The organism is Cognatishimia sp. SS12, assembly GCF_028369055.1.
GTDB lineage: Bacteria > Pseudomonadota > Alphaproteobacteria > Rhodobacterales > Rhodobacteraceae > Cognatishimia.
In genome coordinates, this window is the sequence record NZ_JAQNCZ010000007.1 from 1 (window position 1) to 21,555 (window position 21,555).

The following is a 21,555-nucleotide window of genomic DNA, read 5'->3' on the forward strand; positions in this document are numbered from 1 at the left end:
GCGCTGCACCAACACCGGACCCGGACGCGATTGCCGCCGCAGCAGAGATGATTGCCGCAGCCAAGAATCCGATGATCATGGTTGGCGGCGGCACATGGGATGCGGCCGAAGAGGTGCGCGAGCTGGCGCGCCTGTTGCAGGCACCCGTCACAGCGCACCGTCAGGGCAAAGGCGTAATGCCGGAAGATGACGATCTGGCACTGCTGCCACCGGCAGCTTGGAAATTCTGGCCGGAATGCGACCTTTTGATCGGCATCGGCTCACGTCTGGAGCTGCAGCACTTCCGCTGGCGCTGGTTCCCGGAAGGGATCAAAACCCTGCGCATCGACATTGATCCGACTGAATTTGTGCGCCTGAAGCCAGACCACGGTGTGGTTGCTGACGCCGCGCAGGGCACCCGTGCATTGATTGACGCTCTGAAAGGCAAGATCGCACCGCGTGCAGATCGCGCTGAAGAGTACCGTGGATATTCTGCGGCAGCGGCCGAAGAATTGACCAGCGTTCAGCCACAGCAGGGCTACCTTAAGGTGATCCGCGATGTGCTGCCGCGTGATGGTTTCTTTGTGGAAGAAGTCAGCCAGGTTGGCTTTACCGCGCGCATGTGTTTCCCGGTCTACGAGCCGCGCCAATATGTGACCTGTGCCTATCAGGATAACCTTGGCTTTGGTTTCAATACCGCGCTTGGTGTGAAGGTCGCGAACCCGGACAAGGCCGTGATCTCGGTATCCGGTGACGGTGGCTTTATGTTTGGCGTGCAGGAACTGGCAACTGCGGTGCAACATGGCATCAATGTGGTTGCGATTGTGTTCAACAACTCTGCCTACGGCAACGTGCGCCGTGATCAGCAAACGGTCTATGGCAATCGCCTGATGGGCGCGGATCTGGAAAACCCAGACTTTGTTGCGATGGCCGAGAGCTTTGGCGTGAAAGGGATCAAGGCGACGGATCCTTCGGAACTGAAAGAAGCGCTGGAAGAGGCCCTGGCCGCCAACGCACCAGTTCTGATTGAGGTGCCGGTCGAACGTGGCAGCGATGGATCGCCTTGGCCCTTCATTCATCCGGCTGCCCCTGAGTAATGGCGGAAGCCAAGACCAAATACATCCAATTGGCCTCGATCTTAGGATCGGGGCTTATTGGCGCTTTGCTTGGGAAATGGATCGGCATGCCGATCCCGTTTCTTTTGGGCAGTATGGCGACCTCTGCGATGTTGTCGCTGGGGTATTTCGCCAGCACCGGCACGCGGCTCTGGTTTCCGGTAAAGCTGCGTCATGTGTTTATTGCGGTCATTGGCACGATGATTGGCACGACGTTCAATTCAGACGTTCTCAAGGCTGTTCCGGATTTTGCCATTACATTGACGGCCATGATGGTGTTTGTCGCCATTGCGCAGGTGGTCAACTACACGATATTCGCGCGGATCGGCCGATTTGATTCCGTGACGGCGAAATATGCCGCGATGCCGGGCGGTCTGGTTGAGGCGGTGTCCCTAGGCGAGAAAGCGGGCGGCGATGTCGAAGCGCTGAGCCTGCAACATTTTGTGCGGCTTATTCTGGTGATCGTGTCGATCCCGATGCTGTTCCAGCTGATTACCGGCGAAACCGTGGGCAGCGCTGCCGGTGAAACGCTGCAGCGCGCTCCAGCGGAATGGCAGGATTGGCTGCTGTTTTTGATCATCGTGCCGGTCGGGATATTTATTGGCGGGCGGCTGAAATTGCCGGCGAGCCATCTGATTGGACCGCTTTTGCTGACCGCAATCTTGCAAGGCTCCGGGGTGATTGACCTGAACGGACCGGGCATTCTGGTCAATCTGGCGCAGCTGGTCGTCGGGTCGGCCCTTGGGTCCAATTTTGCGCGGTCAACGCCGCGGCGGCTTGGGGGTGCCTTTTTGCTCGGCGGTCTTTCGGTGGGCGCAACTTTGATCATCGCCTCTGGATTCGCACTGGTTCTTGACCGTCTTGTGCCCATGCCGTTTGAGGCCTTGCTGATCAGCTTTGCCCCCGGTGGCGTGACCGAAATGAGCCTTGTTTCGCTCAGCTTGGGGGTGGCCCCCGTTCTTGTGACAACGCATCATCTCTTTCGGATTGTGTTCACGGTGACAGTGGCCGGCATATTAACGTCACGCGCAGAGCGTGTTGGCAAAGGGGGCTAGGTTTTCTAAGGTCCCGCATGCCTGATTCTTCCAAGCCAAAAAGCTGCTGCACCCCAGCGCGCCCTGACCAAGACGTTTCCGATTCAGCTCAAGATATCTCGCATCTTGCGGCGCTGCGTGTTGCGCCCGATGCCGTTGCGATCCCTGGCGGGCCGTCGTTGGTTGGCACGCGCACGGCGGAAATTTTGGATGATGGCGAAGATCCGCTGCGAAAGACCCGCATCAAACCTTTTCGCATTGGGGCCACAACCGTCACCAACGCCCAGTTTGCCGCTTTTATCGCGGCGACAGGATATGTCACGGAAGCAGAAAGGTTCGGCTGGTCTTTTGTCTTCTGGGCACAGGTACCCGAAAGCGTGGGGCCCACCCAAGCCGTGGTTGATGTCGAATGGTGGCGCCGCGTGGATGGTGCAAACTGGCGCGACATCAACGGCCCGGGCACTGAGGAAGAGGCGTGGCATCCGGATCATCCGGTTGTGCAGGTGTCTTGGAACGATGCGCAGGCCTATGCAAAATGGGTCGGGGGACGCCTGCCAACCGAAGCGGAATGGGAGCATGCGGCGCGGGGCGGCAGTGGCGATGTCAAATTCCCATGGGGCAGCGAAGAGCCGAACGATTTTGATTTTCAACCCTGCAATATTTGGCAAGGCCGATTCCCCGAAGAAAACACGGCCAAGGACGGGTTTGTCACAACCGCACCTGCCAAACATTACGCGCCTAACGGCTATGGTCTTTACAACGTGGTCGGCAATGTCTGGGAATGGACGACAGAGCCCTATCGGATCAAGTCACTCAAGAAACATGTGCGCCAGCGGCTTGAGGGGATGAAAGGATACAAGCTCTCAAAGGGTGGGTCCTTCCTATGTCATCAATCCTATTGCTACCGCTACCGCATCGCCGCGCGTTCGGGCACGTCGCCCGACAGCACCACAACGCATCAGGGGTTTCGCGTCGTCTGGCCCATGTGATGGGGCATGGTGTGGTGTGATTTGAACCACGCGGTCACGAAGTCGATAAAGACACGGGTTTTTGCCGCCGAATGCCGGGCGCTGTGAAACAGCGCATAAAGGCCTGAGCCTTCTGTTGTCATATTGGGCAAGACCTGCACCAAATGGCCGGCGGCCAGATCTCTTTGCGCAAAGAGGTCGGGGCAAATGAGGATGCCCGCCCCAGCCTTGCCAAGCTCGATCGAAGCCGTGGCGGAATTCACGGTGTAGCGCCCCGATATGGTCACCGTTTGCAGTTTGCCCTGATCGGAAAATGTCCAACGGTCTGGGGCCCGGCGATTGGTATCCACAATGCAGTCATGGGCTTCAAGATCTTGCGGACGTTTCGGGATGCCTGCTTTCTCCAGATAGCTTGGCGCCGCACAGAGGACCGATTTGGTATCGACGATCTTGCGTACGATCATCGAGGAGTCGTTGAGCTTACCGATCCGCAGCGCGATATCCACGCTTTCTTCCAGCAGGTCGGAAAAATCGTCAGACAAGCGCATATTGACGGTGATGTCAGGATAAAGCGCGCTGAATTTTACCAAGATCGGTGCCATGTAAATCTCGGCAAACGTCACGGGCACCGTGATGCGCAAATGGCCGCGTGGCTGGCTATGCTCGTCGCGGACCTCGGTCACGATGTCTTCGAAGTCGTCCAAAAGTGTCGCGCAGCGCCGTGCAAAACGATCACCGATTTCCGTGCGACTGACCGAGCGGGTGGTGCGGTTTAGCAGACGCACACCCAATTCAGATTCAAGTGCCTGCACATGTTTGCTGACCAATTGTGGTGTGATTCCAAGCCGCTTTGCAGCCGCAACAAAGGACCCCTCTTCCGCGACAGCAACAAAGGCGCGCATGGTCGCCAGGTGATCCATTTATTATCTCCGTTTCGGCGATTCTCTATATCCATATTCTCCATTTTCGCTCGAATGTTCGCAACTATATTTGCTGAGGACAATCGGAAATAAGGACCAATTCCGTGCTACTGACACTCGCCTTAACCACCGTGGCGATACCCCTTGTTTTAGGGGTATTTCTTGCGTGTGGCGTGCAATTCACTTCGGCAAAGGCGGCGCTTCTGGCGCTGTTTGCCTCGGTGCTCATCTTGGTGGTCTACTACCTGCTTGAAGGGGTGCCACCATTCCCGCCAATTTCCTCTAAACACAAGCTGGCCTATCTGCTGATTTTGATCGGCGTCGTTGGTTTTGGCTTCGGCGCGATGAAAAACGCCCCCAAGACCCTCATTGCTCTGGTCGTCGGTCTGGTGGCGCTTGGCTGGATCGCGCAGCGCAAGATCGCCTCAGATCCCTTCCAGCCTGAGCTGTTCCTGGCGCTGTTGCCAGTGCTGGGCCTGACCGGCAACACGGCCCTGCGTGCAGAGCTGCGCCAGGATCTGTTCCTCTGGCCGATCATGACGCTTGCGCTGGCCATTGCGGGCGCCATCGTCTCGGTGCTGGGCGGCTATATCGGCCTGGCGCAAATGTTGGGTGCCTGCGCTGCCTTGACCGGCGGTTACCTGGCGCTCACGTATCTGCGCGTCGCCGTATTGGGCAAAGCAGTCGATGCAGGCAAAGCCGCTGCATTGAACTGGGTTTTGCTGGCCAGCGTTTCTATCATTTTGCTTTCCATCGCGGTCTTTGCTTCAAAGCTTAGCTCCCTGGCATTTGTTTTGCTTTGCTTGCTCTACGCGATCCCATTCGTGGCGGCCCGATTTGCCGGCCGGATGAATTGGAAAGCACCCATCGCGACCGGTGGCTACGCCGTTGTGCCAGCCCTCGCCGCTATTGCCACCGCCTGGCTCACCGCAGCCTGATCTCACACCTAAAGGAGACTTCCATGAAAACTCTGACCAAACTCTGCTCTGCTGTATCTTTCGCAGCTGTCACCGGCTTCGCAGCGCCTGTTCTTGCTGCAGATACCTATATGATTGATCCAGCACACGCCTGGGTTCAATTCTCCACCAACCACGTTGGTTGGGCCAACGCACGCGGCACGTTTAACGCGGTCAGCGGCGAAATCGAATTTGACAAAGAAGACGTCACAAAAAGCTCTGTGAATGTTGTCATCGAAGCGGCCAGCATCGACACCAACCTGGAGGCCCGTGACGATCACCTGCGCAGCCCAGACTTCTTGAACGCAGAAGAATTCCCGACCATCGAATTCGTTTCGACATCGATCGAGAAAACTGGCGACCGTACCGGCCTGATCACGGGTGACATGACCCTGGTTGGCGTGACCAAGCCAGTTGTTCTGGACGTGGTGTGGAATTCTGAATCGCCTCTGCCATGGAACGACGCGAAAATCAAAACCGGCTTCTCTGCAACCGGCAGCATCGATTCCAAAGAGTTTGGCATCACCAAGATGGAAGGGTTCGGCCTGGGCCCAGTCATCAACCTGATGATCGATATCGAAGCGCTGAAGCAGTAAAAGGATTGGCCGGTAGCACCGGCCAATTCACCACAAAAAGAAAGACCCGCGCTGGCAACAGCGCGGGTCTTTTTCATGCGGCCTATCTGCGGCTTAGGATGCGCGCCAGGCGGCATCCAATTCTTCTTCGTCCCAGAAACCGATCAGCACGCCTTTTTTGAATTCAGGCTTCTTGGCTTCGATAAACGCATTGGTCTGGGTGATGCGGTTTTTGCCGCCGTAGGCCCAATCCAGCACATGGTCTTTCATTTTCTGGCGAATATCTTCGTAATAGGTGTGTTGCCCCAGATCGTTCATCTCTTCCGGATCGTTTTCCAGATCAAACAGCATCGGGCGCAGGCCTTCGGAGTGGACATATTTCCAGCGCCCGTCAAAGGCCATCACCATGCGGCAGTGATCCGTCGGGCGATCCAGCTTGGTCCGGGCCGCTGAACGCCCATAGTCCGCCTCGCTAAAGACGCAGCCCTTCCATGTGACGTCTTCGCCATGGATCAACGGCAACAGCGAGCGCCCCTCAAGGATATGATCGCGGATCTCGCCGCCCATGTAATCCACGATGGTGGGCACCAGATCGATGGATTCGGTCAGGCGGTCATCCACCGTGCCCCGCGCCTTGTCGGCTTTGGGTGACGGATCCACCACGATCAAAGGCACGCGGACGGAGGGATCATGGAAATACAGTTTCTCGCCCATCCAGTGGTCGCCGAGATAGTCGCCATGGTCCGACGTAAAGATGATCAGCGTGTCTTTGCTGCGGCCGGTGTTATCCAGCCAATTCATCAGGCGGCCAATGTGATCGTCAATCTGCGTGATCAGCCCCATATAGGCGGCGACAACCTTTTCGCGCGCGCCGTCGCGATTGTAGATCGTCGAGAACCGCGCATTCTGGTTGCTTTGATAGACGGGATGGGCCTCGGTCTTTTCATGCTCTGCCCGTACTACCGGCACGACATCTTCGGGGCCGTACATATTGTGGTAGGGGGCAGGGGCGACGATGGGCCAATGTGGCTTAATATAGCTCAGGTGCAGACACCACGGGTCGCCCTCTGCCTGCTCGATAAACTCCATGGCCCGATTGGTGGAATAGGCCGTTTCGCTGTGCTCTTCAGGGATGCGCGCGGGGCGATCGGCATATTCGTTGAGCCAGCCATTTTTGACCGACCCATCATGGTCCACAACCGATGCGGCCCAGTCTTGCCAAGGGGTGTCACCATCAAACCCTTTGCTGCGCAGATAGTCGTTGTAATGGCTGGGCGTTTTCAAATTCTTCGGATGCAGGCCATCCAGGCGATCCCAGACTTCGAACCCCGCTTCGGCGATGTGTTTGCCCTTGGGGCTGGATGGGTCGATGCCAAGGCGTTCCATGCCCTCGATATCAGCTTTGGCATGGGTTTTCCCACACAGAACCGCCCGCGCGCCAGAGCTCTTGAGGTGATCCCCCAATGTCCATTCGCCAACGCGCAAGGGCACATTGTTGTAATCGGCACCGTGGCTGCGCACATAGCGCCCGGTGTAGGTGCTCATACGGCTGGGGCCACAGATGGGCGACTGCACATATGAGCGGCTGAACCTGACCCCGCGCGCGGCAAGGGCATCAATATTTGGGGTGCGAATGGTCGGGTGGCCCGCGCATCCCAGATAGTCATAGCGCAGTTGGTCGCACATGATGAAAAGGACATTTTTTGCCATCGAAAGTCTTTCCGTCGCTTATGTCACGCCTGCGGGCTGCGCAGGTCTGCTAGTGATTTTGCCCCAATCTGGACCATGTTGTTTTCCAGATCGCCGCGCAAAATATCGTAGGCATGCGTGGCCCCTTTGTCGCCCAAGGCCGCAATCGCATACAAGAACGCCCGCCCCAAGAAGCAGAAATCTGCCCCAAGCGAGAGCGCCCGCAGGATGTCCAGTCCACCGCGGATGCCGCTGTCAAACATGACCGGCACGCGGCCTGCGACCGCATCTGCGATGGCGGGGAGGGCGTCGATGGCCGCTGGAGAGCCGTCAAACTGGCGCCCGCCGTGGTTGGACACCCAGACGGCATCCGCGCCATGTGCAATGGCATCTTTGGCGTCTTGCGGGTCCATGATGCCCTTGAGGATCAGATTGCCATCCCACGCCGCGCGGATACGGTCAAAATAGGCCCAGTCCGGGCGACCGTCGACGATATTGCCGATCAGCTTTGCGCCCTCGCGCATCTGATCTTGCGGGAAATAGCGTTCAAGGGTGCGAAAGCGCGGTTGCCCATAGGCCAGCGTCGCCAAGGCCCATTCCGGGCGCACGGCAACCCGCCATAGGGTCTGCGCGTTCATTTTGGGCGGTACGGTCAATCCGGCGGCCAGCTGGCGTTCACGCCGGCTGCCAACGGGCACGTCGACGGTGACAATCAGCGTTTTCACGCCCGCGGCCTTGCTGCGCTGGATCAGGTCGTCAAGAACCTCGGGTTCTTTTGGCGCGTAGATCTGCATCCAGGTCTGGTCCGGGGCAATGCCCGCCACCGTCTCGGGATCTTCGTTGGCCACCATGCTCAGCCCGTAGGGGATGGATTTCTCCGCCGCCATACGCGCCAGAGATTTCTCAGCGCCGGGCCACATCAACCCTGACATGCCGACCGGGGCGGCACCGAAGGGGGCAGAGAACTCTTGGCCAAACAAAGTGGTTGTCAGGTCAGGTGTGAACCGGCCCCCCAACACACGCGGGGTCAGGTGCACCGCGTCGAGCGCGGCGCGATTGCGGTCCACCAAGCGTTCCATGCCGGTGCCGCTGTCCAGATATTCCCAGGCGAAAAACGGGATACGTTTCTTGGCCCGATCCGCAAGGTGCCAGATAGAGGGGTATTTATTTGCAAGATCCATGGTTTACGCGGGTCCAACTGGCTTTCGGATTGGGCCGATGTCATCAGGCCGTGCGGCCAGATACCCTTCGAGCACTTTGCGGCGCTCTGCATAGGCCGGGTCCTCAAAGACGTTGACCATTTCTTGCGGGTCGTTGACCAGATCATACATCTCGCCGGCACCGGAGCGCATATCCATGGTCAGCTTGTCGGTCTTGGTGCGCACGCAGCGCAGCGAAAGAGCAACGCCCACGCGGTTTGGCAGCAATTCCCATTCGCCCATCGCAAAATCGCGGGTCGCGTCGTCGCTTTCCAAAAGCGGGCGCAGGCTTTCGCCATGTTGGGTGTGCAGCGGCGCCACCTCGGCCAGATCGTACATCGTGGGGCCGAGGTCCATGTTGGACACGGGTTCATCCACAACTTTGCCCGCCGGAACGCCGGGGCCTTTAACGATCAGAGGAATGCGCAGCAGACCTTCGTAGAACATTGGCCCTTTGAGCACCAAGCCATGATCGCCAAGCCAATCGCCGTGATCTGCCGAATAGATGATATAGGTGTTTTCATCCAGTCCAGCCTCGCGCAAGGCATTCATAATGCGCCCGATATGGTGGTCGATCAGCGCGATCTGGCCATAAGTATTTGCAATAATTTCGCGCAGCTGCTCGTCGGTTTGCTGCGCAATCTTGGAATATTCCTTGCGGATCTTCACGGATTCCGGGTCGCCCTGCGGTTCGCTTTCCAGCGCGGCTTTGTGCCACCAGGGGCGGTTTTCCAGATCGCGGGTGCGGTGCTCTGGGATGTCCACTTCGGCCGGGTCATGCAGGAGCGACCAAGGCTCTGGGCAGTCAAATGGATGATGCGGATCAGGGAAGCTGATCCAGGTCATGAAAGGCTTGTCGGTGTCGCGTTTGAACTTGAGCCATTCGATGGCGCGATCGGCGGTCCAAGGGGTGTTGTGAAACGCCAGCGGCAGCTGCGAATGCCAGGTTTGCGCGGCACCTTTGGTGTCTTTGCCTGTTTGCTTGTAAAGTTCGTTCAGCTCATCACCGCGCCCGGACCCATAGTAGAAGCGTTCAAAATGCTGTCCACGCGGTGGCTTTTGCGGGGTGAAGTAGTTGTGGCCATGGATCATGGTTTCGACATGCTGAAAGCCCATGTAAGGCCCATACCAGTCATCGCCGTAATCTTCAGAGGAAAGCACGCTTTCCGGCGTGCCGGTTTTGTGGCGCGCATCGTAGCTGGAAAAATGCGCCTTGCCAAAATAGGCGGTTTCATAGCCCGCCGCGCCCAATGCGCCAGCAAACCCTTTTTCACCCACTTCCGGTTCAAGATCGATGCCGTTGTCATGCACGCCGTTGGTGCGGCAGAGCTGCCCGGTCAGGATCGACGCACGCGAGGGTTGGCACACAGGGGAGGGGCAGATCGCAGAGGTAAACCGGGTGCCCTCTTTGGAAAGCTGGTCCAAATGCGGGGTGCGGATCTTGCGTCCCTCAACACCCAGGCAATCGCCGCGGTGCTGATCCGAAGTGATGAAAATAAAGTTTGGTTTTGACATTACACTATCCGAAATTAGTGGGACATTAGGACCGGCAGCTTGGCGTGCTGCAGGATGTATTGGGTGGAGCCGCCCATCAGACGTTCGCGGAACACGCTATGCTCATAGGCGCCGATCACCAGCATTCCGGCTTCGACTTCTTCGCAATAGGCGAGGATGTCGGCGGCGACGCGCGCGCCTGCGGGATCGCGGCGCACACGTTTCACATTGATGCCATGCCGGGTCAGCGCGGTTGCGACGTCGATGCCGGGCAAAGAGGGGCGCACGGAGCCATCTTCGATGCTCAGCACATCAACTTGTTGCTTTGATTCAAGGATCTGCATCGCATCAGTGACAGCGCGCGTTGCCGCCCGCTGCCCATCCCAGGCCACCACGGCCCGTTCGCGAATGCGCTTGGGCGCATGACCGCGCGGGATGACAAATACCGGCCGACCGCTTTTCAGTGCAATCTCTTCCGGATGCAGCTCAAGGTCGGCGCGGCCATCCACCGCGTCATAACGGCCCACAATGGTCAGATCGTACATGCGGGCATATTTCGCAACGGTGGCGTCGGAGTCCCCAAACAGGGAAATCCAGTGCAATTGATCCGCTGGGACGGCATCGCCGACAAGGTCGCGAAACTTGGCTTCAAAGCTTTGCTCGATCTCTCGAACCTTTTTGGCAATGGTCTTGCGCACGCTCTCGGGCACCCAGCTGTGGGTGCTGAGTTTTTCACGCTGCCCAGCATGCACCAGCAATCCGGTGACATGGCAGCCATGTTTCTGATGCATCAGGATCGCGGTGCGCAATGCAGCTTCGCTGCTTTCCGACCCGTTGAAGGCCACCAGGATATTTTTTATCGCCATAAGAACCTTCCTCTCAGGAGACTTCAGAGGTCATTTTGGGATCGGATTTCTTGCCGCGGGAAAAGAAGATCACCACGATGATCGACAGCGCAAGGAACACCACCGACAGCGGGCTGCGGAACAGGAACAACGGGTCTGCCTTGGACACGGCAAAGGCCTGACGCAGTGCGGTTTCCAGATTGCCCGCCAGAATGAAGGAAATCACGAAAGGCAAGATTGGCATGCGGATCTTGCGCATGACATAGCCCAGCAGCCCAAAACCAAGCAGGAAATAGACCGACAGCATGCTGGTTTCCTGGACGTAGACCGCCGTGATGGTCAGCAAAAAGACGATGGGCATCAAGGCCGGTTTGGGGATTTTCACCATGATCCCAACCCAGCGCATGAATTGGCCGCCAAAGGTCCAGTTCAGGATATTGGCAAACATCATTGTGGTGAAGAGACCAAAGGCAATCACCAGCTCCGGGTTCACTTCTGTTGTGGTGAAACGGAAAACACTTGGCCCCGGGTTAAACCCGCCGATGCTTTCGGCCGCCAGAATGAGGAACACCGCGCCCACGTTGCCGGGAATGCCCAGAGACAACACAGGAATGAGGTTGGCCCCAGAAACAGAGCTGTTCGCAGCTTCGGTTGCGGCAACACCCTCGGGGGTACCTTCGCCAAAATTCACGGGCCCTTTGTGCATTTTCTGACCCGTCGCATAGCCCAGCGTTGCGGCCAGGGTAGAGCCGATCCCCGGCAGGGCTCCGATAACGGTGCCCACCACGGCAGATACACCAATGAAAGGCATCAATTTGCGCCGCTCGCGGAAAGACAAGCTGTTGTCGCCGGATTGCGGGATTTCAGCGGTGGCGGCTTCGGTGCGCCGGTCTCGCCACATCTGTTCAAAGGATGAGAAAACCTCGCCCATGATCAACACACCCAAAACAGCGGTGATCAGCGGAACGCCGTTGGCAAGAAAATCAGTGCCCATCGACATGCGGGGATAGAGATCTTCGCCAGTGCCTACCGAAGCTATGAGCAGACCAAGGAAAGCGGCAATCAACCCTTTCATCGGGGAGGCACCAACGACGGCGGCCACAAAGCTCAATGACAGGATAATCAGCGCGGCTTTTTCGGCAAAGCCGAGGTAGCCCTCTACCAAGATTGCCAGGAACGGCGCGGTGGTAAAGAGCACAAGGTCAGAGAACGTGTCCCCAGAGGCGGATGCGAAATGCGCCGTGCGCAGGGCTTTGCCCGCCTGACCTTTTTTGGTCATCGGATACCCATCGAGCGTGGTCATCAATGCATCCGGCGTCCCCGGCGTATTAAAGAGAATGGCAGGGACACTGCCGCCCACCGTCGCACCCTTCATGACGCCGACAAGAAACCCCATGATCGGCAGCAGTGCATCAGGCGTGAAGCCAAAGATAGAGATCAGCACCGGCAAGGACACAGCCATGACAAAGGGGCCGCCCAAGCCCGGGGTTGCACCAATCACGATTCCGAGAAAGAAGCCAAAGGCCACCATCAGCAGGGTGATCGAAATGCCGACACCAAAGATTGCGAAGGCTTCAGGCCCTGCAAAAACGGCCATGACACCGGCCCAAACATATTCAAAGACACCCATTACCAGTCTCCGTTCGGGGGCAAGAGAATGTTGTCAAATGGCAGATCGAAGATGACGATCAGCACGATGACCGCCAAAATTGACGAGATGACGCGCGAAACCTTAAAGCGGCCTTCGATCAAAGATGTGGTCAGAAACACAAGGGAAAATCCGCCCAATACAAAGCCGAGCAGCTTGTAAGGGTAGGTGCCACGCATCTGGCGATATGTGGCGGCGTCGCCTGTTTCGCCGGAGGCAAAAAGCTGCACCGCAATTGGTCCGGCCCAATACATGACGGCAAGACAAAGCGCGGTCAGGCCAGAAAGCTGCACCAAGAAGGCAAGCGCTGCGCCATCAAAAACCGGCCCATCGGTCTCTTGTTCTTCGTTGCGACGCAATGTCATGAACAGGTGAATAGCAGCGCAAATGGCCACCAGCGCCCCGGCAATCATCGGGAGAAATGCATCACCCATTGTGGTTTGGCGTCGAAAGGTCTCGATCATCCAGGTTTCGCTGTCCTGCGGCACCCAAACGACGATGACAAAAAGCCCAAGCAACAGAAATACTGCGCCGAGCATCAGCTCAGCTCTGCGTCCTAGCATCGCGAATTCCTCCCAGATGCACCGAGTGCGAACACTCGGTGCGTTGTTATATGCGGAAAGAGATTATTCCACAGCCTTCAGGAAACGCTCGGATTCCTCGCGGGCGGCTGCCATGAAGGCATCAAAGTCTTCACCGGCGATTGGCTCAGGGCCAGAGAACGCGCGTGTGATGAACTGGTTCAGCTTGCTTTCTGGGTCGTTGACAACCTCGACGATCGCATCCTGCAGAACCTTGCGGGCTTCTGGGTCCAGACCAGCTGGCGCGACCACACCGAATTTTGTGCCGAAGGTGAATTCGACATTGTATTCGTTCAGCAGGGGCGCATCAGGTGAGATGTTCAGTGGCGCAGATTCTGCGGAAACCAGGTTCACAAGGTCGCCAGCTTTGACGCCCTGGGTTTGTGGGCCAGCCGCCCAAGCGATGTCCAGATCGTCTGCAACAACGCCATTCAGACCGCCTTTGCCGCCTTGAACCATCACAGTGGTGAACTCAACGCCGTTGGCTTGCCCAATCAGGTAAAGCGCGTCGGCCAGCTTAGCGCTCATTGCGCCAGCAGAGATTTCCTCGCCTGCTTTCGCAGCAGCGATCACGTCACCCAGGTTTTTCCAGCCACGGCTGGATTTGGCGATCAGACCGGTCTGTGTGCCGGTGATGGCGCTCAGATAGGTGAAATCTTCTGGTGTAAAGCCAGGGTTCTTTGCCGCCAGCACGCCATAGGCCAGGCTGTCCATGGCAGTCATGCCGATGGCCAGACCGTCTGCAGGCTCGTCCTTCAGCGCTGCAGCCATTGCTGCACCACCGCGGCCAGCAACGTTCTCTGGGATGATTTCCCAGCCGTGACGTGCTGTCAGCTCTTCTGCAAGCAAACGCGCAGATGTATCAACACCGCCGCCTGCGCGGAATGCGATCATCAGTTTGATTGGGCCAGATGGCTGCCACTCTGCAACAGCAGCTGTTGCCATCGAAGATGCCAAAGCGACTGCGACCAGTGTGCTCTTAATACGTCCAAGTTTCATATTTCCTCCTCCAAAGAAGCTTGAAATTGTGAGATTTTAGATCTTGGGCATTGCTGCCCGAAAAACTGTGTCGATTGTTGTCGAAGGGCTATGAAGCCTTCTACTGAAATTCAGATACCTTTCCTTTCAGACCAATCCATCTTACTGTGTATGCAAGATACATGAGCGAAGTATCATATTTAACAAGTTAACTCAACAACTATCTTGCGAATGCAGGACTTAAGGGGCGAATGCATGACTATCACGTCAAGAGAGCTGGAACGCAGGCTTGAAAGAGTGCTCAAACTCGAAAGCAATGTGACCTTTCAGTTCTCTATGATCTCAAAGCTCATGGATCAGAACGCCTTGCTTTTATTGGCAGATACGTCTCTGAACCTAACCGCCTACCGGTTGATGAAAACCGTGGAGACCTTTGAAAGCATCTCCATCGCTGATCTTAGCCGACATATGGTAACTGACAATGCGCAAATTAGTCGAGTGGCCACGGACCTGGGTAATAAAGAGTTGGTCGAGTTTCACACCGACGCCAAAAACAAGCGCCGCAAGCTGGTCGCGCTGGCCCCGAAAGGCATTGCGCTGATGGCAGAACTGGCCCCCCGATTCGCGGCACGCCGACAGCAAGTCGAAGAACTGCTGGGCCAAGAGACGATTTCCGGACTGCATGAAAGTTTTGCCAAGCTGGTTGAGCATTTTTCGGACTAAACCGCGCCCCAGCCCCGCTTTGGGGGCCTTTGGGGCCGCTTTGTCAGATCAAATTCTTGCGCCGCGTTTCAGATCGCATTAGGCAAATTGCCTTAAACAGATGTGCACCTGTAAGGCTTGAATTTCATGGCTCCTAAACTGCCCTCCACGAAACGTTCTTTGCCAATTGCGCTCATTCGGGCGCGCGAGGCGATCATGGGCCCGATTCGTGAAATGCTTGCAGACACCGGCGTAACGGAACAGCAATGGCGCGTTCTGCGGGTTTTGGCAGAATATGGCCCGCAGGATGCCACCGAAGTTTCCGAACGCGCGTGTCTGTTGATGCCGAGTTTGACCCGTATCGTCAAAAGAATGAGCGAAGTGGGTTTGATCACCCGTGAAAAAGACGCGCGCGATGGCCGGCGCCAAACACTGTCGCTGACCGCAGAAGGGCAGGCGCTGATTGACAACAACCTGACCACAGCGGTCAGCATCATCGCGGATATCAAGGCCCGTGTCGGGGCCGAAGAATATGAACGGTTGTTGGACCTGCTCGAAGCCGTCGCGCAAAGCAAAGATCGCTAGGTCCAACATCCTGTCCCTTCAAGCGAGATCGCCTTAACGCACGAACATCGTCTGGCCGGTTGTGACTTCGCGCAGGCCCGCATCTGAGAATTGCACCCCAAATCCAGATTGCTTGATGCCGCCAAACGGGGCGTTGGGCTGCAAGGCACCGTGTTTGTTGATCCAGACCGATCCGCATTCCAGCTGGGCCGCAACCGCGCGTGCCTTGTCCAGGTCATTTGACCAGACAGAGCCGCCCAAGCCGACATCGCAGGCATTGGCGCGTTCAATCACATCATCAAGATTCGTGTACCGAATGATCGGGGTGCACGGGCCGAACTGCTCTTCATCGACAATCCGCATGCCGTCTCTGGCTTCGGCGACCAATGTGATCGGATAGAAATAGCCCGCGCCGTCCCGTGGGGTGCCGCCGACCAATACCTTGGCCCCCTGCGCCTTGGCGTCTTCGACCAGATCAATGACGATATTATACTGCGCCTCATTCTGAACCGGCCCCAGCATGCTGTCCGCATCCAGGCCGTTGCCAACTTTGATCTCTTTGGAGGCCGCAACCATCGCGTCACAAACCGCGTCATAGATATCGTCATGCACATAGATACGCTTCAGACAGGCACAGGTCTGGCCATTGTTGTTGTAGGCTGCGGCCAGCAGCTTGGGGCCAACATCAGCCGGGTCAACATCTGGCAGGACGATACCCGCGTCATTGCCGCCCAGTTCCAAGGTCAGCCGCTTAAGGGTCTGGCTCGCCGATTGCATGACTTTGCGGCCCGTGGGGGTGGAGCCAGTAAAGGTGATCTTGTCGACCTTTGGATGTCCCGTCAGGATCGGTCCCAGATGGTCAAGCCCCGACACCACATTCAAGACGCCGGCGGGCAGCACGTCAGAGATCAGCTCCGCCAGGCGCAGCGTCGCCAAAGGCGTGTTGGGCGAGGGTTTCAAAACCACGGTATTGCCCGCGCGAATGGCCGGCATGAAATGCCATGTGGCAATGGATACCGGCCAATTCCAAGGGGTGATGGAGCCGATCACACCGATCGGCTTGCGATGTACTTCGACGCGGCCGGCATCGTTGTCTTGCAGCACTTCGACCGGCAGATCGAGCCCTGCGGTATAGCGCGTCCAGGCCACGGCCCCCTGGATTTCAAATCGCGACCCACGGCCCCCCAAAGGTTTGCCCTGCTCCAGCGTGATCAGATTGGCCAGCTCTTCCTTATGGGCCTCCATCACGTCAGCGATGGCAAGGCAGGCCTCTTTGCGCACGGAGTCATCGACTTTGGACCAGGTTTCAAAGGCTGCGGCGGCCGCGTTGATGGCCTGTTCCATATGCGCCGCTTCGCCAGCGGGCGCGCGTCCGGCCAGCTCTTCGGTTGCGGGGTTGATCACATCAAAATACTCAGGTGTTTCAACCTGTTGTCCATTGATCGTAAGGCAAAAGCGGGTCATGGGACGTTCCTTGAATAATGCAGTTAGCTGTCGTCGCGCAGCCATGGACCGGCGAGGCGATCCGCCAGATCGGGGGCGACGTATTCAGGCCGGAAACCATTCCAGCCCTTTTCGATCGGATCCTCCGGGGCTTCGATTCGGGCATGGAAGACCCGCTCGCCCTCGGGCGTGACTTCGATCAGTTCAATGGCGCCAACACCCTGCGGGGGGATAAAGGCGACTTTACCTTCCTTGTCGTGTTTCAGCCCGGAACAGGCGATGAATTTATTGCCGTTTGGCATCTCACAAACGCCGCTGACATAAAGAGAGAAGGGCAGCACACCGTGGCCGCCATAGCGCCAGGTTTCTTTTGCGGTCATGGCCTCTTCATCCACATCAAAGCACAGCGCAAAGCTTTCCTGTTCTTCCGGCGCGACAATCGGATCAGGGGGGAAAGCCCCACGAGTGCCATTGTCAAAGATCATCACATCGCCATTCTGGGTAAAGGAAATGTCATGCTGGTGATAAAACGGGCGCTCCCATTCCATCTTGAGCAATTTGTCCTGGAATTGCGGACGATAGCCGCGATCAATGCCCATGATCCACTGCAATTGGCCATCCTCTGTGACCTTGGTCACGCTGTCCTGATGGCGGAAGGACATCAAGAACCCTTTGTCTTTTGGGTCCTGAATCACGCAGTTGCCGTGGCTCCAGTCTTTGGTGCGCGGCCAGCCCTGGTTCTGGTAATAAATCGGGTGGCTGTCATGGCTATAGCGTTCAATGTCGCAGACATCTGCGAGGCTCATTTCTTTGACAACCGACCCGTCACGATTCCAGATGAAAATCGTGTCGAGCATGACGTAATCCGCCAGCTCGTCAGGTTCGGCCAGTGGCTTTTGCTCAAGGCTCAGCGAGCAAAGTGTCCCATCTTCAAGCTCACAGATGGAGTGGTGGAATTTCAACGTATCCACCAGCACCCCATCCGGTGCGCTGTCGTGCAGGCCACGGCAATACCATTTGTGCAGCATATTGCCCTCATGGTCGATCTCGCAGGCAATGCCGCCGGTGCCCATGATCAGAATCGTATCCTGACGCGAGCGCCGGACATCCATCAGGCAAAAATCAAACTCGCGCTGCCAGGCAATTTTGCCGTCCTGCGTGATCGCAATCACTGCTTCGAATTCACTGGTTTTGCGAATCGCACGGGTCGAACGGCCAACCGTCAACAGCACGACGCCGGGGCTGCGCCGCTCGGTGTCGCAGGCCAATATCTTGAGATCGGGTTGCATGGGGTTGGTCATTGAGAGAGCCTATTTTGCAAATAATTTGTTTAGGTGTCGCTACCAAGCTTGCCATCCGCAAAGTGGATGACGCGATCGAGGTAGGATTTGAGGGATTGGAGTTCATCTTTGGAAAAGAGGGCGTTGATTTCCTGGCTCATCGCCATGGATTCATTCCAGATTTTCCAGAACATCTCTTCGCCCGCTGAGGTCAGTGACAGCAAACGCCGCCGTGAATCGTTGGGGTCGACACGGCGCGTGATCAGGCCTTGTTTTTCAAGGTTGCTTGCGGCGCGACTGGCGTGGGCCGGATCGAGCGACGCGCGCTGTGTAATATGGCGCAAATGGCTTGAGCCATACCGCGCCAGCGACACAATGATGCGCCAATCCTGCAAAGGAAGCCCCGCCGGGCGCAACGCACGGCGCTGCACCATCAGCTGCAGACGATTGGACATCTGAACCGCACGAATGTTCAGATAATCGTCAATGTCACCTTCCGTGATCAGGGGGTCTTCCAAATGATTTTCCTCCGCTTGGGGCCATCTAATGCTAAAATACATGGCATGTGCAACATTTTTCTTGCCAATCGAAAATACATGGCACAAGCTATGTATAATTTCGCGAGGTTTCAAAATCGCGGAACATTTAGGGAGGAACAAAATGTTCACGAAATACAAAACTCTTGGCATGCGTGCGGCCACCGCAGCGCTGATCGTAGGTCTTGCGCAGGGCGCAATGGCAGAAACAAAACTGCGCATGGCAAACTGGCTGCCGCCGGTACACCACATCCAGGAAACCTTTGGTCAGTGGATTGCCGAAGTCGAAAAAGCGACCAATGGCGAAGTATCCATTGAACTGATGAAGGCCCCGCTGGCCCCACCGCCCGGCCAATATGATCTGGTCAAAAACGGCGCTGTTGATATCGCCTACAGCACGGCGGCCTTTACCCCGAACCAATTTGCCCTGCTGCAAGGTGTTGAAATCCCGTTCCTGTTTGAAAGCGCCGAAGCGGCCTCTGCCGGTGCGTGGCAGTGGTACACGGACAATGGCTTTGACGATATGGAGTTCAAAGACACCAAACTTCTGGCGGTGTTCACCACAGCACCCTTCCTGCTGCACGCGCGTAAGCCGATGACATCCTTGGCGGATCTGGACGGCATGAAAGTGCGTGCGGGCGGTGTTGGCATCGAAATCCTCAAGCGCCTGGGCGCCGCGCCGGTCTTTATTCCGCCTGCGGGTACAACCGAAGCGATGGAACGCGGCACTGTCGATGCGACCCAGTTCCCTTGGGAAGCGCTGGCCGGGTTCCGCCTGACCGAATTGTCGAGCCATCACCTTGAATTCCCTCAGGGTCTTTACGGCACCGTCTTTTGGGTCGCGATGAACAAACGCAGCTGGGACAAGCTGTCCCCAGAAGCACAAGCCGCGATCGAGGGCATGGGCCTGTCCGGCTCTAAGATGATCGGCGCGCGTTGGGATGCTGTCGAGGCATCGGGCCGCCAAGGCGCGGTGGACCAGGGCAATACCATCACCACACTGAGCGATGCTGACCTCGCCAAAGTCAAAGACGTCTCTTCCTTCGTTCAGACTGACTGGGAAAAGATGGCGGACGACAAGGGTCTTAACGGGTCTGCGTTGATCGAAGAGCTGAAATCTCAGATCGCAGCGAACGCTCAATAAATCGATACAAGAATGGGAAACCCAACTCCTCCCCCTCCCAATCAAGTTCAGCCGGACGAAACTCCGGCTGAACGTTGGGTTTCCCGCCTTTCCAGCGCTTTGGCCTGGGTCGGCGGGGTGATTTTGACGCTGATGATGCTCGTGATGTTTTTCGACGTGATCGGGCGATATGTCTTCAACCGACCCATCATCGGGTCGATTGAGATCATCTCTTGTTTTATGGGACTTTTGGTATTTGCCGGCATGGGGGTGACAACGCTGCGCGATGGCCACATCAAGGTCGATCTTGTGACGCAAATGGCCTCGCTAAAGTGGCAACGACTGATGGCGGTTTTTGTGCATGTGCTCAGCGCGCTGATTGCAGGGGTCATCACGTGGCGTCTGGCAGCGCAAGCGGTGCAAAACACCGCTGACGGCAGCGTCACACAGGTGCTGACCCTGCCACTTTGGCTTGTTGTCTGGATCATGGCCGCCTTCAGTCTGATGCTGGTGCTTGGCCTGCTCGTTCATTTGCAGCGCCATCTTAGAACAAACGTTACGAAAGTGGGTGACGCTCATGGGCGCTGAGTTTCTGCCTCTTATTATTGTGCTGGGCATGTTTGGCCTTTTGGCGCTTGGCATGCATATCGGTCTGGCCATGGCGCTGGCTGGCTTTGTCGGCATGGCCACAATTATTCCCGCTGACAGTTCGCTGTATCTGCTGGGGCAAACGGTGTCTGACACCGCGCTCAGCTTTGATCTATCGGTGATCCCGCTGTTTGTCCTGATGGGCTTTTTGGCCACGCGATTGGGCCTAAGCGGGGATCTTTATGCTGCCTTTAACGCCTGGATGGGCGGACAGCGTGGGGGTTTGGGCATGGCAACGGTTGGGGCCTGCGGGGCCTTTGGGGCGATTTCCGGATCCTCGCTGGCGACCGCCGCCACGATGAGCGAAGTCGCCCTGCCGGAAATGCGCCGTTATGAGTATTCAGATACGCTGGCCACCGGTGTGATCGCGGCGGGCGGCACCATTGGTATTCTGATCCCGCCGAGCGTGATCATGGTGATCTATGGCATCATGACGGAAACCAGCATTGTTGATCTGTTTCTGGCGGGTCTGGTGCCGGGCATAATTCTGGTGCTGCTGTTCTTTGCGACCGTGGCCATTCTGGTGCGGGTGCGTCCGGGCTATGGCCCTCCGGGTCGGTCCGTTCCCTTTGCTGAAAAAATTGCCGCGCTGCGCAAGGTGTTTGGCTCTTTGATCCTGTTTCTGGTCGTTCTGGGCGGGATCTATATGGGCGTTTTCACCGCGTCTGAGGCCGCCGGGGTCGGGGCCTTTGGCGCCGTACTTCTCGGTCTGGCGATGGGGCGGATGACATGGAAGATCTATGTCGATGCGTTGATGGACACGATCCGCACCACCACAATGATTTTCACCATCCTGATCGGCGCTTTGGTGTTCAAGAACTACATGGCGCTGGCGCAGGTGCCCTTTCTGATCGAAAGCTGGATCAGCCAAACTGCCTTGGGGCCGACCGGCACCATTTTGCTGGTGATCCTGATCTATATCATTCTGGGCGCGATCCTGGATACGATTGCCATGATCTTGTTGACGGTGCCGGTGTTTTTCCCGCTGGTGACATCCATGGGATATGATCCGGTGTGGTTCGGCATCTTGATTGTGGTTGTGGTGGAGATGGCGCTGATTTCACCGCCCATGGGAATGAATGTGTTTGTTATCAAAGGTATGGCACCAGAAGTGTCGCTCGCGACGATCTACAAAGGTGTGATGCCATTTGTGGCTGCGCTGGCGGTGTTGATGATTTTGCTGCTGCTGGTGCCGGGTATCGCGCTCTGGCTGCCCAGTATCGCAGGCTAGACTTCAAAAAAAACTGCCGCTGAAAAACCTATTAGAAAAACGGCCCG

The 21,555-nt window shown here is 57.0% G+C and carries 21 protein-coding genes; 10 read left to right on the forward strand and 11 right to left on the reverse strand.

Annotated features, from left to right (window positions below; translation table 11 throughout):
- The 3 genes from N6L24_RS14685 to N6L24_RS14695 all read left to right on the forward strand — a co-directional run.
- Nucleotides 1-1,076: thiamine pyrophosphate-dependent enzyme (locus N6L24_RS14685; protein ID WP_271845459.1), on the forward strand; the 1,076-nt coding region annotated here is incomplete at its 5' end.
- Nucleotides 1,076-2,149 (forward strand): AbrB family transcriptional regulator, encoded by a 1,074-nt coding sequence (locus N6L24_RS14690; RefSeq protein WP_271845460.1) that lies wholly within the window; start codon nucleotides 1,076-1,078, stop codon nucleotides 2,147-2,149. The genes N6L24_RS14685 and N6L24_RS14690, both read left to right, overlap by 1 nt.
- Nucleotides 2,150-2,166: 17 nt before the next feature.
- Nucleotides 2,167-3,117, forward strand: a complete 951-nt coding sequence (locus N6L24_RS14695) for a formylglycine-generating enzyme family protein (protein WP_271845461.1) — start codon at nucleotides 2,167-2,169, stop codon at nucleotides 3,115-3,117.
- Here the strand turns inward: N6L24_RS14695 and N6L24_RS14700 are convergent.
- Nucleotides 3,087-4,016, reverse strand: a complete 930-nt coding sequence (locus N6L24_RS14700) for a LysR family transcriptional regulator (RefSeq protein ID WP_271845462.1) — start codon at nucleotides 4,014-4,016, stop codon at nucleotides 3,087-3,089. The two genes, N6L24_RS14695 and N6L24_RS14700, sit on opposite strands and share 31 nt — an antisense overlap.
- 104 nt (nucleotides 4,017-4,120) lie before the next feature.
- Here N6L24_RS14700 and N6L24_RS14705 point away from each other — a divergent pair, with 104 nt between their 5' ends.
- The gene (locus N6L24_RS14705) at nucleotides 4,121-4,954 is read left to right on the forward strand and encodes a hypothetical protein (RefSeq protein WP_271845463.1); all 834 of its coding nucleotides are present in this window, start codon (nucleotides 4,121-4,123) and stop codon (nucleotides 4,952-4,954) included.
- Nucleotides 4,955-4,977: 23 nt separating this feature from the next.
- Entirely contained in the window at nucleotides 4,978-5,568 is a 591-nt protein-coding gene (locus N6L24_RS14710) for a YceI family protein (RefSeq protein WP_271845464.1), read from the forward strand.
- A 93-nt stretch (nucleotides 5,569-5,661) separates the two neighbouring features.
- On the opposite strand, the gene N6L24_RS14715 is transcribed toward N6L24_RS14710, so the two are convergent.
- The 7 genes from N6L24_RS14715 to N6L24_RS14745 form a co-directional block, all read right to left on the reverse strand.
- The gene (locus tag N6L24_RS14715; RefSeq protein WP_271845465.1) at nucleotides 5,662-7,257 is read right to left on the reverse strand and encodes a sulfatase-like hydrolase/transferase; all 1,596 of its coding nucleotides are present in this window, start codon (nucleotides 7,255-7,257) and stop codon (nucleotides 5,662-5,664) included.
- Nucleotides 7,258-7,280: 23 nt separating this feature from the next.
- Nucleotides 7,281-8,417, reverse strand: a complete 1,137-nt coding sequence (locus tag N6L24_RS14720) for an alpha-hydroxy acid oxidase (RefSeq protein WP_271845466.1) — start codon at nucleotides 8,415-8,417, stop codon at nucleotides 7,281-7,283.
- Between the two features lie 3 nt (nucleotides 8,418-8,420).
- Nucleotides 8,421-9,950 carry a sulfatase-like hydrolase/transferase gene (locus N6L24_RS14725; protein WP_271845467.1) on the reverse strand — a complete coding sequence of 510 codons (1,530 nt, stop codon included), beginning with the start codon at nucleotides 9,948-9,950 and terminating at the stop codon, nucleotides 8,421-8,423.
- A 14-nt stretch (nucleotides 9,951-9,964) separates the two neighbouring features.
- A complete protein-coding gene (locus N6L24_RS14730; protein ID WP_271845468.1) occupies nucleotides 9,965-10,795 on the reverse strand; it encodes a universal stress protein in 831 nt (276 codons plus the stop codon).
- Nucleotides 10,796-10,808: 13 nt separating this feature from the next.
- Nucleotides 10,809-12,404, reverse strand: coding sequence for a tripartite tricarboxylate transporter permease (locus N6L24_RS14735; RefSeq protein WP_271845469.1), 1,596 nt, complete (start codon nucleotides 12,402-12,404; stop codon nucleotides 10,809-10,811).
- Nucleotides 12,404-12,985 (reverse strand): hypothetical protein, encoded by a 582-nt coding sequence (locus tag N6L24_RS14740; protein ID WP_271845470.1) that lies wholly within the window; start codon nucleotides 12,983-12,985, stop codon nucleotides 12,404-12,406. Before N6L24_RS14740 ends, N6L24_RS14735 begins: the two co-directional genes overlap by 1 nt.
- A 63-nt stretch (nucleotides 12,986-13,048) precedes the next feature.
- A complete protein-coding gene (locus N6L24_RS14745) occupies nucleotides 13,049-14,002 on the reverse strand; it encodes a tripartite tricarboxylate transporter substrate-binding protein (protein ID WP_271845471.1) in 954 nt (317 codons plus the stop codon).
- Between the two features lie 234 nt (nucleotides 14,003-14,236).
- Here N6L24_RS14745 and N6L24_RS14750 point away from each other — a divergent pair, with 234 nt between their 5' ends.
- Nucleotides 14,237-14,704 (forward strand): MarR family winged helix-turn-helix transcriptional regulator, encoded by a 468-nt coding sequence (locus N6L24_RS14750; protein WP_271845472.1) that lies wholly within the window; start codon nucleotides 14,237-14,239, stop codon nucleotides 14,702-14,704.
- Between the two features lie 126 nt (nucleotides 14,705-14,830).
- Nucleotides 14,831-15,268, forward strand: a complete 438-nt coding sequence (gene hpaR / locus N6L24_RS14755; protein WP_271845473.1) for a homoprotocatechuate degradation operon regulator HpaR — start codon at nucleotides 14,831-14,833, stop codon at nucleotides 15,266-15,268.
- Nucleotides 15,269-15,301: 33 nt separating this feature from the next.
- Here the strand turns inward: hpaR and N6L24_RS14760 are convergent, their stop codons facing one another.
- From N6L24_RS14760 to N6L24_RS14770, 3 genes are read right to left on the reverse strand one after another with little or no spacing between them, the layout of a single operon-like run.
- Nucleotides 15,302-16,711: an aldehyde dehydrogenase family protein gene (locus N6L24_RS14760; protein ID WP_271845474.1), complete on the reverse strand. Its 1,410-nt coding sequence runs from the start codon at nucleotides 16,709-16,711 to the stop codon at nucleotides 15,302-15,304.
- A gap of 23 nt (nucleotides 16,712-16,734) precedes the next feature.
- Nucleotides 16,735-17,991: an aryl-sulfate sulfotransferase gene (locus N6L24_RS14765; protein ID WP_271845475.1), complete on the reverse strand. Its 1,257-nt coding sequence runs from the start codon at nucleotides 17,989-17,991 to the stop codon at nucleotides 16,735-16,737.
- A 29-nt stretch (nucleotides 17,992-18,020) separates the two neighbouring features.
- Nucleotides 18,021-18,488 (reverse strand): MarR family winged helix-turn-helix transcriptional regulator, encoded by a 468-nt coding sequence (locus N6L24_RS14770; protein ID WP_271845476.1) that lies wholly within the window; start codon nucleotides 18,486-18,488, stop codon nucleotides 18,021-18,023.
- A gap of 142 nt (nucleotides 18,489-18,630) precedes the next feature.
- Between N6L24_RS14770 and N6L24_RS14775 the strand changes: the two genes are divergently transcribed.
- From N6L24_RS14775 to N6L24_RS14785, 3 genes are all read left to right on the forward strand, one after another.
- Entirely contained in the window at nucleotides 18,631-19,650 is a 1,020-nt protein-coding gene (locus N6L24_RS14775; protein ID WP_271845477.1) for a TRAP transporter substrate-binding protein, read from the forward strand.
- A gap of 132 nt (nucleotides 19,651-19,782) precedes the next feature.
- Complete coding sequence (locus N6L24_RS14780; RefSeq protein WP_271845551.1) at nucleotides 19,783-20,217, forward strand: TRAP transporter small permease; 435 nt, start codon at nucleotides 19,783-19,785, stop codon at nucleotides 20,215-20,217.
- The gene (locus N6L24_RS14785) at nucleotides 20,207-21,508 is read left to right on the forward strand and encodes a TRAP transporter large permease (RefSeq protein WP_271845478.1); all 1,302 of its coding nucleotides are present in this window, start codon (nucleotides 20,207-20,209) and stop codon (nucleotides 21,506-21,508) included. Before N6L24_RS14780 ends, N6L24_RS14785 begins: the two co-directional genes overlap by 11 nt.
- The last annotated feature ends 47 nt before the right edge of the window (nucleotides 21,509-21,555 follow it).